The sequence below is a fragment of the Bradyrhizobium sp. CB2312 genome, from assembly GCF_029714425.1.
Classification (GTDB): Bacteria; Pseudomonadota; Alphaproteobacteria; order Rhizobiales; family Xanthobacteraceae; genus Bradyrhizobium.
This window is the reverse complement of the sequence record NZ_CP121668.1, coordinates 4882884-4898684: the sequence shown is the minus strand read 5'-3', so window position 1 is coordinate 4898684 and position 15801 is coordinate 4882884. Positions and strand designations below refer to the sequence as shown.

Genomic DNA, 15801 nt, shown 5'->3' with positions numbered 1-15801 from the left:
GGCGATGCCATGCTCGATGCGCGATTGACAGCGTCGCGCGATGTTTTTCCCGACGGGCAGCACGTCCTGATACGACGAGATGCCCGTCCTGAACGAACCAGGATTATTTCCTGTGCATGTGTCCGGACTGCGCTTCGAATCTGGCGACCGGCCGATCGAGTTGCCAGAGCTCCACATCGTGGCTGTCGACGAGTTTCGCGGCACGAGAGATCGCCGATTCATCGTCGGTGCAATCCATTTGAACCACGCCGATCGGTATGCTGTGGCGTCCCACCACAAATGCGCGATATGCCGGCATCCTGACCTCCGAAAAGAGTTGCAGCTCCACGTCAGAACATGCCGTCGGGCAAATCTGAATTCGATAGGAGTGGGACCGCCAGTTTGTAGGGGCGGCATAGTGGCCCCAGCGGTCCTATGCGGAGCCTATACGATCGGGACCGCGCTCATCTCGAAATCATATCGCGACCCGCAACATATCGAGCCGGTCACGCCAGTCCGCGTGACGCATCGCGGGGAATGCGAACCGCGCGACGGCGTGGCGTGCCGCCACGAACCATCCCGCAAGATTCGGCCTGCCCTGCCAGGCAACAACAACCGAACCGGTGTACTCATGTCTACCTCAGAGGTCAGCGACAGGATCATTGAACCCATGATCGCGCTCGCAGGCTGCTCGCCCCGGCAGCGCATTGTCGTGGTCGGCGCGAAGAGCATGGAACTGATGATGGATCTGCAAAGGCGCGGATATTTTCTGGCTGCCTCGGCCGGCAATTGCGGCCTCCCGGCCGCCCAGTACGACGCAGCCCTCGTGGACTGGCGACGACGCCCGCTCAGCGCGCTCGATGCGGCGATGGATTGGCTCGACGGCTTCCTTGGCCCCCGTGCCGTGCTGGTGATCTGGCTCGACGCGCAGAAATCGCAAGCGAAGGACAATCTTCGCGCCGCGGTGGCGAAGCGTGGCTTCGTCGTCCTGCAGGGCGCCGAACATCCATGCGGCAGTGCCCTGCTCGCGCGACGGTCGCAAGCCTATCCGATGCAAGAGGCGGCATAGGCACGCTGTCGATCATGGAGAGGGCGGGCAGCCCCGCGGCTTGATCCTGCCGTTCCCTGATCCGCTCTCCCTCATCGATCTCTTGGAGACCTCTCCCATGTTGAAGTCGAGGATACGGCGCGCCGTCATACGCGAGTGGATGGCACGTGCGCCCGAGCAGCGGCGATCGCTTCAGCAGGCCCTCGCCTTCGCAAGAGATGCGAGCGCGAGGCACAGGCTGCCACGCAGCCGCCAGTCGCCATGCGGCAGGATCATGCAATGGTTGAAGCCGCGCACGGGACGCGGTTAGCCGAAGCCGCCGGCGGGTTGATGGACGCCCTCACCATCTTCGGATTGCTGTCGGCCAGCGCGATGCTGCACACTTGAGCCGCGAAGTCGCCAAATGCGGGTCGGCTTACCGCTCAGCTCCGCCCCCGCGGACGCTGGGCCTGGGCCCAGGCGACGGCGACGTCGGGTGGCGGAACCTCGATGCGCTTGATCGGGGTCAGTTCGCCGGACGCGGAGACGATGGCGGTCTCCTCGCGGCGGCAGCGCGGGCACACGAAACGGACCTCGTGCGGGGACGCCGTCCAGCTCGAACGTTTCAGATTGGCCGCCATCGGCCAGGCGTCGCAATGCGAGCATGACACCAGGAACCGACCAGGATCGAGCATACCCATTCCATAGGACTCCGCATCCTGCCCGCCCCTTCAATGATTAACCCATGTGAATCGTTCCGGTGGCGGGACACCGTCAGCAGCTGCCGGCCGAACCGATCGGCGGCTCAGTGTGCGCCCTTGAGAGTGCAGGAGGTAGTGCAGGTCACGGTGTTGCCGTGGTCGCACGCCTTGCAGGCGGCAACGCACTGGTTCATCTCGCGGGGATTGAAAGAGCTGTAGGTCCGCATCGGGCACTCCGGCGTCGAGCCGGTGATATCCTGCTCCTGATTGCAGGCCGCCATCATCAGCGCGAAGATGATCACCGCAAGAAGGCGCATGCGATTGCCCCAGGAGCGATCGGCAAAGGACGTCATCAAGGCTCGCTGCATCGCAACGGGCCCCCGCGTTGCCGCTGCGAGCAATCGCGAACCGCGACGCTCACATCCAGCAAGGATGCGCGCCAAACATTAAGAACGGATTGCCGCCCGCGTCAGGCCACAGCCCTGGTCGCGATCGCCTGCCGTGTGTCCAGCGCCAGCTGGCGATACTGTTCCGAGAGTTTCAGATAGAACTCGCGCTTGGCGCTGTCCGTGGCGAGCTTGGTGATCAACTCGCATTCGGCGGTGAGCGTCTCGAACCGTTCCAGCCTGTCCTGAAGTTCTGTCATCGGCGTGTCCCCATCAAACGCCTTAGGGACAGCAAACCTAAGCCCGGGAAATAGGTCACGGCGAACATCGTTATGAAGTAGAATCAATTATTCCGGCGCCGCCGCTATTTCTGCTCCAGCCGCCATGCGCCGTCCCATCCCTCATCCGGCGGATCGGTCTCGAACTGCGCGATGCGGCCGAGCAGCGTGCGTGACGGGCCGTCCCCAGGGACGGCTTCGAGCGCCGCATTGAACGCGGCACGCGCCTCGTCGAAACGGCGCGCACGGTAGGCGGCGAGACCTTCGGCGTAGTGCGCGCGCAGGCTCGCTTGCGCGCCGGTGAGCGCGCCGGCCCGTGCCATCACCTCGAAGATCGCTTGCGGGAGGGTCTGGCCCACGACCGCGAGACGGTCGATCTCGCGCAGCTCGAGCTGCTCGCTGATCGCCTCCGCGGTCGCCTGCGCGATCAGGATGCGGGTCCCGTAGGTCTTGTTGACGGCCTCGAGCCGGGAGGCGAGGTTCACCGCGTCACCCATCACCGTGAAGCTCATCATCAGCTCGGAGCCGATGCTGCCGGTCAGAACCTCGCCGGTGGCGATGCCGATCCGCAGGTCGCACGGCGCCGGCATGGCGCGGATGCCGAGCAGGTCAGGCAATTGCCGCTGGAGCGCAGGCACCTGCTCGGCCATGTCGATGGCGGCAAGGCCGGCGAGCAGCGCGGGCTCGTCCTCCTCGATGAAGGGCGGGCCCCAATAGGCCATGATGGCGTCGCCGATATATTTGTCGATGACGCCGCGATTGCTCCTGATCGGGCCGGACATGACGGTGAAATAGTGGTTCATCACCTTGACGAGGCCGCGCGGGGTCATGCCCTCGCTCATCGAGGTGAAACCGCTCATGTCGCAGAACATGATGGTCATGACCCGGCGCTGGCCGTCGATGGAGACCTCCGGGCGGTCGATCAGCCCCTGCACCACCTTCGGGTCGATGTAGCGGCCGAAGGTCTCGCGGACGCGCTCGTTGTGGCGGAGCTGCTCGACCATGCGGTTGAAGGCGGCGGCGAGCTCGCCGATCTCGTCCTTTGTCGAGACCGTGATGGGCTTGTCGAAGCGGCCCGCCTCGACCTCGCGGGTGCCGGCAAGCAGGAGCCGCACCGGCCGCGTGATGCCGCTGGAGACCAAAAGCGCGAAGACGAAGCCGACGACCGCTGCGAGCAAGGTCACGATGCCCGAGATGATGATCGCCTGATGCTGCCGGCCGACTACCGTCGACGTCGAGGCAAAGACCTGCTTGAGCATGTCGCCACGAATGCCGTCGATCCTCTGATTGAACTGGTCGCGCAGGGCGTCGAGATGCTCCAGCGTGCCGCGCGCCTCCGGCATCTGCTTGGCATCGATCTGCTTGAGGAGCCTTGCGTGGTCCTCGTTCATGCCGTGACGCAACTCGGAGACAGCGGTTTCGATGCGGGTGTCGATCCGCGCCAGCGCGGCATTGTCCGAGGGCGTCCTGCTATCGTCGATGATCGCGTTGATGTGGCTGCGCGCGTCCGAGGTCTCCTGCTCGATCCTGCGGTCGGCTTCCTCGAACTCCTTCAGCCGCGCCGCATAGGCCTCCTCGTCCGGAGCCTCCTGCATCTTCATCATGACCATGCGGCGCAGCGCCACCGACCGCTCCAGCGAGCGGATGTTGGCGCGCGCCAGATCGCCATAGGCCGGGATGTAGCGGTTGGTCAGCTCGTCCAGGAGGACGCCGACCTGGCTCGACATCACCATCGACAGGATCGAGGTGACCAGCATCAGGACGATCAATCCGAGGGCGATGCCGACGATCTTGCGCCGGATCGTCTGGTTGAAAAGCGGCATGAGGGACAAAGTGCTGAAGGGACGGATGGAACTCAATATACCGGATTTGGCGGCGGGAATACGAGCAATCCGGCCCTTCATGGCGCCGCCAGCAACCGCAACCGTCGCGCGAGCCCCATTCGTTAACAAAGGTTAAAGACGGTGACTTTTCCGCCATTTCGGAAGTTCCCGCCTGCATCCGTATTTTGCCGCATTGTTGCGTGAGCGTGAGGAATGCGAAACGATGTCGTGGCATCGTGTCGTCCTTGATTCTCAAGCCGCATGTCGTCGCGGACCTTGGTTTGTAGTGGTTTCGCAGGGGGACCATCCAATGAACCAGTGCCTACGCTCGCTCGCGTGTGTCGTTGCCGTGGCCGCGATGGCCTTCTTTCCCGCCGAATTGGCGGCGAAGAGCAGTCACAAATCATCCGCGCCGAAGAAGACGCATGAGGCGAAGGCCGGCAAGCAGCGCCACGCCGCGGCCAAGTCGCGGCACGGCAAGCATGCCGAGGCCAAGCGCAAATCGAAGAAGCAGGACGACGAGCCCGCGGACAAGCCGGCTCCGCCGCCGCTGACCGGCGATCTCGCGGCGCTCAAGGACGCGATCGACCTCGCCCGCAAGGGCAAGGCGGATGATGCGAACGCCGCGCGCGACCGCATCGCTGATCCCGCCGGACAAAAGCTCGCCGACTGGTTCATGCTGCGTCATTCCGAGAGCACCGCGCCTTTCAAGCGCTACGCCGGCTTCCTCGCCGCCAATCCGGACTGGCCGAGCAGCGCGCTGCTGCGCCGCCGCGCCGAAGCGCGGCTGTGGCAGGAGAAGAGCGACGCGGCCACCGTGCACAAATTCACGCTGGACCGGCCGACCAGCGCCAAGGGCAAGTTTGCGCTGGCCCGCGTGCTGCTGAGCGAAGGCGACACCGACCGGGCCGCACGGCTGGTGCGTGAGGCCTGGCGCGGTGATGAATTGTCCGAACGCAGCGAGGAGGATTCCTACGAGGCATTCCGCGATCTCCTCACCGCTGAGGATCATCGCGCGCGCATGGACAAGCGCCTCGGCGCCAAGGACTATGGCGCTGCGCGGCGCGCGGCAAAACGGCTCGGCGAGGATGCGCTCGCGATCGTCAAGGCCTGCGCCGCCGTCACCGGCAAGGCCAACAAGGCCAAGGACTATCTCGACGACGTGCCGGCGGAGGCGCGCGGCGATCTCGGCTATGTGCTGTGCCGCGCGCAGTGGCATCTCCAGAAGGACCGGATCGACGACGCGGCCGAGGTGATCCTCGCCGCCGCGCCCGGCATGATGACCGCGCAGGACACCGACGCCTGGTGGCGCGAACGGCGCCTGCTGGCGCGCAAGCTGCTCGACCAGGGCAAGTCAAAGACCGCCTACGACGTGGTGCGCACGGCTGCGGTGCCGGCGATGGAGGTCTACCGCATCGACTATCACTTCATGTGCGGCTGGATCGCGCTGCGCTATCTCGACGATCCCAGGACCGCGATGGCGCACTTCGCCGCCATCGACGAGGGCTCGGTCAATCCGATCGCGCTGTCGCGCGCGCACTACTGGCGCGGCCGTGCCGCCGAGGCCATGGGCGCAACCGCGGACGCGCGGATGAGCTATCAGGCCGCGGCACTCTATCCGACCGCCTATTATGGCCAGCTCGCGCGCACCAAGCTCGGCATCGACCGCATCGAGCTGCGGGCGCCCTCGCCCGTGCTGGCCGCTGCCGATACGCCCCCCGCCGACGAGCGCGTGCGTGCCGCCGACATGCTCTACGGCATCGGCGAGCGCGACACGGTGTTCTACTATGCCGAGGATTTCGCCAAGGAGAGCAACGATGTCGCGTCGCTCGAAGCGCTCGGCGAACTCGCCGGCCGCCGCAACGATGCGCGCGTGATGCTGGAGGTCGGCAAGTCGGCGCTGGCGCGCGGGCTCGCGCTCGACCATTACGCCTTCCCGACCATCGGCATCCCCGAGCACAAGCAGGTCGCGCCCGCGATCGAGACCAGCGTGATCTATTCGGTCGCGCGCACCGAGAGCTCGTTCGACCAGCGCGACAAGTCGCCCGCCAACGCGGTCGGCCTGATGCAGGTGACGCCGGAAGCCGGCCGCGACACCGCAAAGCGCTTCGGCCTGACCTATGACTGGGACAGGATGGTGTCCGATCCCGTCTACAACACGCAGATGGGCGCCGCCGAGCTCAGCGCGCTGTTGTCGGAATATCGCGGCAACCAGATCATGACCTTCGCCGGCTACAATGCCGGCCGCGGCCGGGTGCGCGAATGGGTGCAGGCGCGCGGCGATCCCAGAGATCCCAATGTCGACCCGGTCGACTGGGTCGAGCGCATTCCGCTGTCGGAGACGCGCAACTACGTCCAGCGCGTGATGGAGAACGTGCTGGTGTATCGCGCAAGGTTCGAGGGTGGCGGCGTGGTCGCCGACAAGAGCGATCAGCGCGTGGTGACGCACCAGGCCGGCGCAACCGCACCCGTGGCGGCCGCAGCAACCGCTCCCTAGTCGACGCCGCCGGGGCTGGACGCGGCGCTCGCAAGGCTCCGTTGCTGCGGCTTCCACGCGAGTGCGGTCGCGCGGCTAGGTATCACCTCCTTCCGTCGTGATCAGGTCGCGGCCGTCCAGATATGCGCCGGTCAAGGCTCTTGCGAAGGTCCAGGTCTGTATCGTGTAGCTCCAGCACGAGACGGCACTCAAGACCGCCAACATTTCGATCATGCTCCGAGCGGCGGCCTCGATGGTCCCGGCGCCCAGCTCTGTGCGCCCGGGCATCGGCCATTGCATCAACAGCGTCGGAAATTCGCCTCGCCGGTAGCAATCGTAGTCACAGTAGCGCTGCTGCGTCCGCACATGCCGGACATAGCCGGACCGGATCGACCGCGAACATGTGCTGCACGTGGCCGCGCGCCGCGGGGGCTCGTGATTGACCAGCACGAATTTCATGAAGCCGCCCTCACGCGATCATTCGCCAGGGCCTCGCAGAACAATGCGTAACACTGATAGTCGCAATAATGCAGACGGGTCGCGATCTCGCGGAGATAGCTACCGCTGATCGGCTCGCAGCACTGCATGCACCCGATCTGCCGGAACGGCGTCCGGTCGTTCACCAGCACGAAGGCGAATCTCATGTGGCACCTCCCAAAGCGAAGCAGTAGACGCTGTCCAGCGGAGACAATGCGGGCGGTGGAGCGCAAAGATGGTTTCGGCCGTCCGGATTGTCCCTGTTTCGCTCCACTTTTTGCGGTGGGACGAGAATGTACCTCCCGTCCTCCCTGCGTCGAGCAAAGATTTTGCCGTCGACGTACTTGATCTCGGTCGGATAGCAGTCGGCGCTGTTGCAGCAGCTGAGGCTCGGATTGTCCGGCATGTGCCAGGTCGAATAGAATTTCTCGTGCAGCTCCTGGTCCTGGGGTGGGTGCTGGCGATGAACGGCACCGTGTCCCGTCTCCTGCGCCTGGGCCGTCGCGATGGAGCAGAGGAGAACCATCGACCACAAGAGCTTGCATGAGCGGTTCAACATACAGGCTCCCGAATCAGCCCTTCGGCGCGATGTCAGCTCTCCGATCCAGCCTCACGCGAACTGAGCCCGAAACAACCACTGGCGATCGCGCTCGCGGCGGGTGCGGAAACGATCGACACACGTCTTCGAGCAGAGCGCGGTGCGCCACGAGTAGTAGCGGATCAGACCAAACTTGCCGCTACACACCGCACAGCCATTGACCGAAGGGCAACGTTCGGACTGGGATAGGCCACGCTCAGGAAGTACGGATGCATCGCACATTGCTGTCTCCCTCTGTTGCTTGCGGCTGCCTGTCGAGAAGTGCGGCCTCAGCCGCAAGCTTCAGACCTGTTCTCGTGCGCTCGCCGCGATCGGCTGGTCGACACTCCCTATTGATCGTGAGGGTAGTCTTCCGGGCACGAAGCGCTCAATTGTACGGAGGTAAATGCCCGACATGACTAGGATTGGAGGAGCTATACCTAGGTTTGTCCGTATTCGCCCGGGGCTCCCGCGCTCGTTCATCTTCAACGAGACAGCGCATGACGCTCCGGCTGCACGGCCACGGTGAAAACTCTGCCGGCATGGCGTACTTGACGCGCCGCGATGGCCGGTGCGGCGAGCGGTCAATTCAAGGACGAACGCCATAACCTCAATCCGACTTTGGCCGGAATTGCTCCTCTCGCGGCAACGTGCTCTACTTGTCTTCACGCAGATAGAAGGCCGGGAGCGTCTGCGATGAAGCCTCGCCGGGCAGTGACGTTGGGGAAGTCAGCCGCGCAATTCCTCGCCGGCTGCGTCAGACAAACTGTAGCCGCCAAGCCGCACACCGATCCCGATGGCGGCTTGCTTGAGGCGGTCAAGCAGTGGCAGCAAGTCTTCGAGCATAATCCTGTCATGTATTTCATGGTCGATCCGGCCGGAACCGTGATCAACGTGAATACGTTTGGCGCCGCGCAACTGGGCTATACGGCCGCGGAGTTGATCGGCCGGTCGGTGCTGGACGTCTTCTTCGAGGAAGACCGCGACTTGGTCCGCGCATGCGTCGCGCTGTGCCTCGAGACCGTCGACCAGTCCCATACCTGGGAAATCCGGAAGGTGCGCAAGGACGGGTCGGTGCTCTGGGTGCGCGAGAACGCCAAGACCATGCTGCGGGCCGATGGTGAGCCGATGGTGCTGGTGGCCTGCGAGAACATCACCGAGCGCAAGGAAGCGGAGAATGCGCTGCGACAGAGCGAGGCCTATCTCGCCCAGGCGCAGGAGTTGAGCCACACGGGCAGTTTCGGCTGGAGGGCCGCGACCAGCGAGATCACCTGGTCCAGGGAGACCTATCGCATCTTCGAATGCGATGAGGGGAGCAGGCCACGGATCCCGGTCATGCTCGAGCGTATCCATCCGGAGGACCGGCTCGCGGTGCAACGGACCACGGGCCGGGCCGCGCGCGAGGGAAAGGACTACGACCACGAATATCGGCTCGTAATGCACGACGGCTCCATCAAGTACGTCCGAGCGGTGGCCCGGGCCACGCGAGATTCCGGCGGTCAGGTGGAGTTCGTCGGATCGGTGAGCGACATCACGGCGACCAAGGAGGCAGAGCGCAGGCTTCGTGAAAGCGAGCAGCGCTTTCGCGACTATGCCGAAACCGCGTCCGATTGGTTCTGGGAGACAGGACCAGACCATCGCGTCACCTTGGTATCGGAGCACTCCTATACCGTCACCGCGCCCGCGGGCCTGATCGGCCTCACGCGCTGGGACATCGCTCCGGACGCAGATCTCGAACCGGAAAAATGGCGACAACATCGGGCCGCGCTCGACGCCCACGTTCCGTTCCGCGACCTCGTGTATCGCAGCAGGGACCGCAACGGGCAGCCGATCTACGTGCGGACCAGCGGCAAGCCGTTCTTCGACGCCGACGGGACTTTTCTGGGCTACCGTGGCGTCTGCACCGACGTCACCGCGGCGATCCGGGCCGATCAAGCCGAAGAGGCGCTGCGCAAGGCCCAGGCCGAGCTGGCCCATGTGACGCGCGTCACGACACTGGGTGAACTGACGGCTTCCATTGCCCATGAAATCAATCAGCCGCTCGCCGCAGTGATCGCAAACGCCGACGCCTGCCTCACCTGGCTGCAGCGCAGCCCGCCCGATTTCAACGCGGCCCGGCGCTCCGTGGAATGGATCATCGAGGACGCTACGCGTGCCAGCGACGTGATCCGCCACGTGCGGGCGCTCGCCAAGCGGTCCGACATCGAGATGGCTCCGCTCGACGCAAACGCGGTCGTGCGCGAGGCCGTCGCGCTCGTTCAGCGCGAGATGGCCAGCCACGCCGTGTCGGTGCGCATGGAGCTGTCGTCCGCACTGCCCAAGATCTTTGGCGATCGAATCCAATTGCAACAGGTCCTCATCAACCTGATCATGAACGGCATCGAGGCCATGGAAGGCGTCGAGGATCGCCCGCGCGAGCTTAGCATCCGCTCGGCAGCGGGTGACGACGAGGCGGTGCTGGTGAGCGTCGCCGACGGCGGCGTCGGCATCTGTGAACAGGTGATGGATCGCCTGTTCATGCCGTTCTTCACGACGAAGTCGTCCGGCATGGGCATGGGGCTGTCGATCTGTCGCTCCATCATCGAGGCCCATGGCGGACGACTTTCCGCCGCATCGAACCAGGACCGCGGCGCGACTTTTCAGATCGCCCTGCCCCGCCATCGAGAGGAGACATCGTGACCGAGCGCGCTGAGCCTTCGCCGGTGCAGGAGGACGGCGACCAGCCAGTCGTCTTCATCGTCGACGACGACGTGTCCATGCGCCGTGCGCTCACCAATCTGTTCGAGTCGGTCGGCCTCAAGGTCGAAGCATTCGGCTCGGCACCGCAATTGCTCCAGGCCAAGCCGCCGGAAGTCCCCAGTTGCCTGGTGCTCGACATCCGCCTGCCCGGAGCCAGCGGCCTGGACCTGCAGTCCGATCTTGCCAAGGCAAACATCCAAACGCCCGTCATCTTCATCACTGGCCATGGTGACATTCCCATGACAGTTCGGGCCATGAAGAGCGGCGCCATCGACTTCCTGACCAAGCCGGTTCGCGACCAAGACATCCTGGACGCAGTCCAGTCCGCGATCGAGCGAGACCGCAAGCGCCGCGACCTCAACAAGACGGTTTCGACCGTCAAATCACGCTTCGAGTCGCTGTCCTCGCGGGAGCGAGACGTATTGTCGCTGGTGACGGCTGGCCTGATGAACAAGCAAGTGGCCGCCCAGCTCGGATTGGCGGAAATCACCGTCAAGATCTATCGCGGCCAGATCATGCGGAAAATGGGCGCGAAGTCGCTGGCCGATCTGGTGAGAATGAGCGAGGCACTCGGAATTCGACCCAGTAAGCCCGACATACAAACCTAAGTATGAGTTTCCAATGGTGACTGACAGGTCCACCCTGCGCGCTCATCTGTAGCCGTGGCGACGGCAAGCGCGTAATTCCGGGCGAGGAGCGGACGTCTTGTCGGTGTCTTCGGTCATTTCGGTGCTTGACGATGACCCCTACGTGCGGGCAGCGATCAACAATCTGCTGGAATCGCGCGGATACACCGTCCACACATTCGGCTCCGCCGAGGAGTTCTTGCGGTCGGCGGATTCGACTGACACCTCGTGCGTGATCGCCGACGTGCAGATGCCATTGATGACCGGAATAGATCTGCTGACGCAGATGCGAGCGCAGGGTTCGGCGACGCCGTTCATCTTCATCACCGCCTTCCCGGATGAGAGCGTGCGTGTGCGCGCGCTCAAGGCCGGGGCAGTCTGTTTTCTCGGGAAGCCGTTCGTCCCCACCGATATGATGCAATGCCTGGACCGGGCGCTGGCGGCAGGCGGCGAAACCAAGGGGATGATTGCCGGCCGCGAGGAAACGCGTCGGTGACAGCTCCTCTTCAATCCACCTTGATGTTGGCGGCCTTGATGATCGGCCACCATTTGGCGATCTCGGCCTTTTGCCGCGCACCGAGGGCTTCAGGGGTGAGCTGATCCTGCGGTGTCATCTCCAGGCCCTGGCTTTCGAGCTGCTTCTTCACCGCGGGATCGTTCAGCGCTTCGACGGCGGCCGCATTAAGCTTGGTGACGATCTCCTTCGGCGTGCCCTTTGGCACCCACATTCCCGACCACAGCGTCATGTTGAAGCCTTTGAGGCCCGCTTCCTCCGCAGTCGGAATATCGGGCGCCGAAGCCAAACGCTTGTCGTCGGTGATGGCGTAGGCGCGGATGGTGCCGGCGCGGACCTGGTTGATGGAGTTTGAGGTCTGGTCGACGATGACGTCGATCTGGCCGGCGATGAGATCGTTCAACGCGGGCGCCGTGCCGCGATACGGCACGTATTGCAGCTTGATGCCGGACACGCTCTCGAAATAGACGCCGGCGATGTGGCTGCCGGAGCCTGCGCCGGCCGTGCCTGCGGTCGGCGGCGACGGCCGCGACTTCAGCCACTCCAGCAGCTCCTTCAGCGAGGTCGCGGGCACCGCGGTCTTGCTGACCACGATCATCGGGTTGCTCGGCAGCAGCACCACCGGCTCGAGATCGGCGACGAGATCGTATTTGAGCTTGTAGACGGCGCCGTTGGCGACATGGGTGCCGAGATGGCCGAAGGAGATGGTGTAACCATCAGGCGGCGATTGCACGGCGCGCCCCACCCCGAGCGAGCCGCCGGCGCCGGTGACGTTCTCGATCACCAGCGGCTGGCCGAGCGATACGCGCATGCGCTCGGCAAGCACGCGCGCCATCGCATCCGACGGTCCGCCGGCCGCAAAGGGCACGATAATGGTGATGGGATGCGAGGGATAGTCGTCGGCGCCTGCGGCGCCAGTGAGAGCGAGAATACCGATCAGCCCGGCCCAGATGGCCTTCTTCATTGTGTTCTCCCCAACCGTTCTTGTTTTTCTTGACCTCGCCCCGCTTGCGGGGAGAGGTCGAATTGCGAAGCAATTCGGGTGAGGGGGTACAGGTCTCACGCATATCTCATTCGCGGAGAGAGGCCCCTCACCCCAACCCTCTCCCCGTAAGAACGGAGAGAGGGAGAGATTTCTAGAACTGCGAGTAGTCGATCGGCTTGTGGCGATCGAGCGTGCGGGTGACCGGCGGCAGCGGGTATTTCAGACCGCTGGCGCAGTTGAACAGCATCACGCGGTCACCCTTCGAGACGCGGCCGTCGGCAAGGCTCTCCTTGTAGGCGGCGTAGGTCGCGGCGCCCTCGGGACACAGCAACAGCCCCTCCTCGCGCGCGACCTCGTTGAGCGCCGCCGAGATCTTGTCGTCGTCGACCGCAATGGCAAAGCCCTTGCTCTCGCGCACGGCGCGCAAGATCAGAAAATCGCCGATGGCCTGCGGCACGCGGATACCCGAGGCGATGGTGTGGGCGTCCTCCCAGCGCGTCGCATGCTCGGTGCCGGCCTCATAGGCGCGCACCATGGGCGCGCAGCCGGAGGCCTGCACCGCGACCATGCGCGGGCGCTTTGAACCGATGAAGCCGATCTTCTCGAGCTCGTCGAACGCCTTCCACATGCCGATCAGGCCGGTGCCGCCGCCGGTTGGATAGAAGATCACATCGGGCACGTCCCAGCCGAGCTGCTCGGCAAGTTCCAGGCCCATCGTCTTCTTGCCTTCGATGCGGTACGGCTCCTTCAGCGTCGAGGTATCGAACCAGCCGACTTTCGCTTTCCCCTCGCCGACGATCTTGCCGCAATCGTCGATATAGCCGTTGACGCGGTAGACGGTCGCGCCCTGCAGCTCGATCTCGCTGACGTTCACCTCGGGCGTATCGGCGGGGCAGAAGATCGTGGTCTTGATGCCGCAGGAGGTGGCGTAGGCTGCGAGCGCTGCGCCGGCATTGCCGTTGGTCGGCATCGCCATGTGCTTGATGCCGAGCGCCTTGCCCATCGACACCGCCATGACGAGACCGCGCGCCTTGAACGAGCCGGTCGGCAGGCGTCCCTCATCCTTGACGATGATCTCGCCGCCGCCGAGCTTCTTGCCGAGGCTCGGCAGCCGGATCAAGGGCGTCGTGACCTCGCCGAGCGAGACGATGTCCTTGCATTTGCGGACCGGCAGCAGCTCGCGGTAGCGCCACATGTCGGCGGGACGGTTGCTGAGCGCGTCCTTGGTCAGCGCCTTCTTCACGCCGGCCAGGTCGTAGCGCACCAAGAGCGGCTTGCCGGCCTTGGAGAGGTTGTGGACCTGGTCGGCGGCGTAATGATCGCCTTCCATCGCGCATTCGAGATGGGTGACGAAGGTCGGCCGTTCGATCGTGAGGTTGTCGTTGTCGTGCATGGGTTCATTCCCTTTTGTTGTTGTGCTTTTCCAATTGAAACCGCTCGTCCGCAGTTGTCATTGCGAGGAGCGAAGCAACGAAGCAATCCAGTCCGCGGATGAATTCTGGATTGCTTCGCTTCGCTCGCAATGACGGCGGCCGTCAGATGTTCAAGACGCGCCCATACGCATCCAGCACGGCTTCCTTCATCATCTCCGACAGCGTCGGATGCGGGAATACCGTGTGCATCAGCTCTTCTTCCGTCGTCTCCAAGTTCATGGCGACGACATAGCCCTGGATCAGCTCGGTCACTTCGGCGCCGACCATGTGGGCGCCGAGCAGTTGGCCCGTCTTCTTGTCGAAGATCACCTTGACGAGGCCCTGGTCCTCGCCGAGCGCAATCGCCTTGCCGTTGCCGACGAAGGGGAAGCGGCCGACGCGGATCTCGCGGCCGTTCTCCTTGGCCTTGGCTTCGGTGAGACCGACGGACGCGACCTGCGGTTGGCAGTAGGTGCAGCCCGGGATCATGTTCTTGTCCATGGGATGCGGATGCAGGCCCTTGATCGCCTCGACGCAGATCACGCCTTCATGCTCGGCCTTGTGCGCGAGCATCGGGGGACCCGCGACGTCGCCGATGGCGTAGATGCCGGGCACGTTGGTCTTGCCGTAGCCGTCGATGACGATGCAGCCGCGATCGGTCTTCACCCCGAGCTTTTCCAGGCCGAGATTCTCGATATTGCCGACGACGCCGACCGCCGAGATCACGCGCTCGAACTCGGTGGTCACGGGCTTGCCCTTGCCGTCATCAATGGTGGCGACGACGCTGTCGGCCTTCTTCTCGAGCTTCGTCACCTTGGTCGAGGACATGATCTTGATGCCCTGCTTCTCCAACCGCTTGCGGGCAAGGCCAGCGATCTCGGCGTCCTCGACCGGCAGGATCTGCGGCAGCACCTCGACGACGGTGACGTCGGAGCCCATGGAGTGGAAGAAGGAGGCGAACTCGATGCCGATCGCGCCGGAGCCGACCACCAGCAGCGATTTCGGCATCTTCTCCGGAACCATCGCTTCAAAATAGGTCCAGATCAGCTTCTTGTCGGGCTCGAGCCCGGGCAGCACGCGCGGCCGCGCCCCGGTCGCGACGATGATGTGCTTGGCCTGATAAGTCCCCTCGCCCAGCGAGCCCTTGGGACCTTCAACGTCGGACTTCTTCACGGTGACCTTGCCGGGCGCATCGATCGAAGCGGCGCCCCAGATCACGCTGACCTTGTTCTTCTTCATCAGGAAGCCGACGCCGTCGTTGAGCCGCTTCGAGACGCCGCGCGAGCGCTGCACCACCGCCTTCGGATCGAACGAGACGTTGTCCGCCGACAGGCCGTAATCCTTGGCATGCTGCATGTAGTGGTAGATCTCGGCCGAGCGCAAAAGCGCCTTGGTCGGGATGCAGCCCCAATTCAGGCAGATGCCGCCGAGATAGGACTTTTCGACGATCGCGGTCTTGAAGCCGAGCTGGGCGGCGCGGATCGCGGTGACATAGCCGCCCGGACCGGAGCCGATGATGATGATGTCGAAAGACGTGTCGGCCATGGCGGCTCCCATTCAACTCAGGCGGTCGTTGCGCCGCGGGCGCGGCGTTTGAAGACGTAGGTTCTGATCAGCCATTCCACGAGAATGACCGCCGCCATGATGGCGAAGATGGTGAGCGCGATCGGCCCCCAGATGTTGCGCGATAGCGCTTCACCGGCAAAGAAGGCGGCCTCAATGATCTCGCGGCCGAACGGGCTGAGCGTGAGGATCAGCGAAACCAGCATCGAGATCCAGGGCCAGCGCGTCGTCATGCGCC

17 protein-coding genes are annotated in these 15801 nt (G+C 64.2%); 5 read left to right on the top strand and 12 right to left on the bottom strand.

The features are described from left to right. Positions 1-103: 103 nt before the first annotated feature. A complete protein-coding gene (locus tag QA642_RS24050) occupies positions 104-298 on the bottom strand; it encodes a hypothetical protein (RefSeq protein ID WP_283079058.1) in 195 nt (64 codons plus the stop codon). A 99-nt stretch (positions 299-397) separates the two neighbouring features. On the opposite strand from QA642_RS24050, the gene QA642_RS24045 reads away from it, so the two are divergent. Then, complete coding sequence (locus tag QA642_RS24045; protein WP_283079057.1) at positions 398-1048, top strand: hypothetical protein; 651 nt, start codon at positions 398-400, stop codon at positions 1046-1048. 401 nt (positions 1049-1449) lie between these two features. Here the strand turns inward: QA642_RS24045 and QA642_RS24040 are convergent, their stop codons facing one another. The 4 genes from QA642_RS24040 to QA642_RS24025 all read right to left on the bottom strand — a co-directional run bounded on the left by QA642_RS24040 (position 1450) and on the right by QA642_RS24025 (position 4194). Then, positions 1450-1707, bottom strand: a complete 258-nt coding sequence (locus tag QA642_RS24040) for a hypothetical protein (protein ID WP_283079056.1) — start codon at positions 1705-1707, stop codon at positions 1450-1452. A 104-nt stretch (positions 1708-1811) separates the two neighbouring features. Next, a complete protein-coding gene (locus QA642_RS24035; RefSeq protein WP_349253879.1) occupies positions 1812-2024 on the bottom strand; it encodes a hypothetical protein in 213 nt (70 codons plus the stop codon). Between the two features lie 152 nt (positions 2025-2176). Beyond that, positions 2177-2353 carry a hypothetical protein gene (locus QA642_RS24030; RefSeq protein ID WP_283079054.1) on the bottom strand — a complete coding sequence of 59 codons (177 nt, stop codon included), beginning with the start codon at positions 2351-2353 and terminating at the stop codon, positions 2177-2179. 104 nt (positions 2354-2457) lie between these two features. Continuing rightward, positions 2458-4194: an adenylate/guanylate cyclase domain-containing protein gene (locus tag QA642_RS24025; protein WP_283079053.1), complete on the bottom strand. Its 1737-nt coding sequence runs from the start codon at positions 4192-4194 to the stop codon at positions 2458-2460. Between the two features lie 310 nt (positions 4195-4504). Between QA642_RS24025 and QA642_RS24020 the strand changes: the two genes are divergently transcribed. Continuing rightward, positions 4505-6691 carry a lytic transglycosylase domain-containing protein gene (locus tag QA642_RS24020; protein WP_283079052.1) on the top strand — a complete coding sequence of 729 codons (2187 nt, stop codon included), beginning with the start codon at positions 4505-4507 and terminating at the stop codon, positions 6689-6691. 75 nt (positions 6692-6766) lie between these two features. Here QA642_RS24020 and QA642_RS24015 read toward each other — a convergent pair whose 3' ends face one another. Genes QA642_RS24015 through QA642_RS24005 form a run of 3 tightly spaced genes read right to left on the bottom strand, consistent with a single transcriptional unit; the run spans position 6767 to position 7706 of the window. Beyond that, the gene (locus QA642_RS24015; protein ID WP_283079051.1) at positions 6767-7129 is read right to left on the bottom strand and encodes a hypothetical protein; all 363 of its coding nucleotides are present in this window, start codon (positions 7127-7129) and stop codon (positions 6767-6769) included. Continuing rightward, on the bottom strand, positions 7126-7314 hold the full coding sequence (locus tag QA642_RS24010; protein WP_283079050.1) for a hypothetical protein: 189 nt from the start codon (positions 7312-7314) through the stop codon (positions 7126-7128). Before QA642_RS24010 ends, QA642_RS24015 begins: the two co-directional genes overlap by 4 nt. Continuing rightward, positions 7311-7706, bottom strand: coding sequence for a hypothetical protein (locus tag QA642_RS24005; protein WP_283079049.1), 396 nt, complete (start codon positions 7704-7706; stop codon positions 7311-7313). The genes QA642_RS24010 and QA642_RS24005 overlap by 4 nt, the downstream gene beginning before the upstream one ends. A 714-nt stretch (positions 7707-8420) precedes the next feature. On the opposite strand from QA642_RS24005, the gene QA642_RS24000 reads away from it, so the two are divergent. The 3 genes from QA642_RS24000 to QA642_RS23990 all read left to right on the top strand — a co-directional run bounded on the left by QA642_RS24000 (position 8421) and on the right by QA642_RS23990 (position 11585). Then, positions 8421-10403: a PAS domain S-box protein gene (locus QA642_RS24000; protein ID WP_283086793.1), complete on the top strand. Its 1983-nt coding sequence runs from the start codon at positions 8421-8423 to the stop codon at positions 10401-10403. Then, positions 10400-11071, top strand: a complete 672-nt coding sequence (locus QA642_RS23995) for a response regulator transcription factor (RefSeq protein ID WP_283086792.1) — start codon at positions 10400-10402, stop codon at positions 11069-11071. Before QA642_RS24000 ends, QA642_RS23995 begins: the two co-directional genes overlap by 4 nt. A 97-nt stretch (positions 11072-11168) precedes the next feature. Further along, positions 11169-11585 carry a response regulator gene (locus tag QA642_RS23990; RefSeq protein ID WP_283086791.1) on the top strand — a complete coding sequence of 139 codons (417 nt, stop codon included), beginning with the start codon at positions 11169-11171 and terminating at the stop codon, positions 11583-11585. Between the two features lie 10 nt (positions 11586-11595). Here the strand turns inward: QA642_RS23990 and QA642_RS23985 are convergent, their stop codons facing one another. The 4 genes from QA642_RS23985 to QA642_RS23970 all read right to left on the bottom strand — a co-directional run bounded on the left by QA642_RS23985 (position 11596) and on the right by QA642_RS23970 (position 15796). Further along, a complete protein-coding gene (locus tag QA642_RS23985; RefSeq protein WP_283086790.1) occupies positions 11596-12567 on the bottom strand; it encodes a tripartite tricarboxylate transporter substrate binding protein BugD in 972 nt (323 codons plus the stop codon). 172 nt (positions 12568-12739) lie between these two features. Beyond that, positions 12740-13981 (bottom strand): threonine synthase, encoded by a 1242-nt coding sequence (locus QA642_RS23980; protein WP_283086789.1) that lies wholly within the window; start codon positions 13979-13981, stop codon positions 12740-12742. 142 nt (positions 13982-14123) lie between these two features. After that, complete coding sequence (gene lpdA, locus QA642_RS23975) at positions 14124-15545, bottom strand: dihydrolipoyl dehydrogenase (RefSeq protein ID WP_283086788.1); 1422 nt, start codon at positions 15543-15545, stop codon at positions 14124-14126. Between the two features lie 17 nt (positions 15546-15562). After that, a complete protein-coding gene (locus tag QA642_RS23970) occupies positions 15563-15796 on the bottom strand; it encodes a hypothetical protein (RefSeq protein ID WP_283086787.1) in 234 nt (77 codons plus the stop codon). Between the last annotated feature and the right edge of the window lie 5 nt (positions 15797-15801).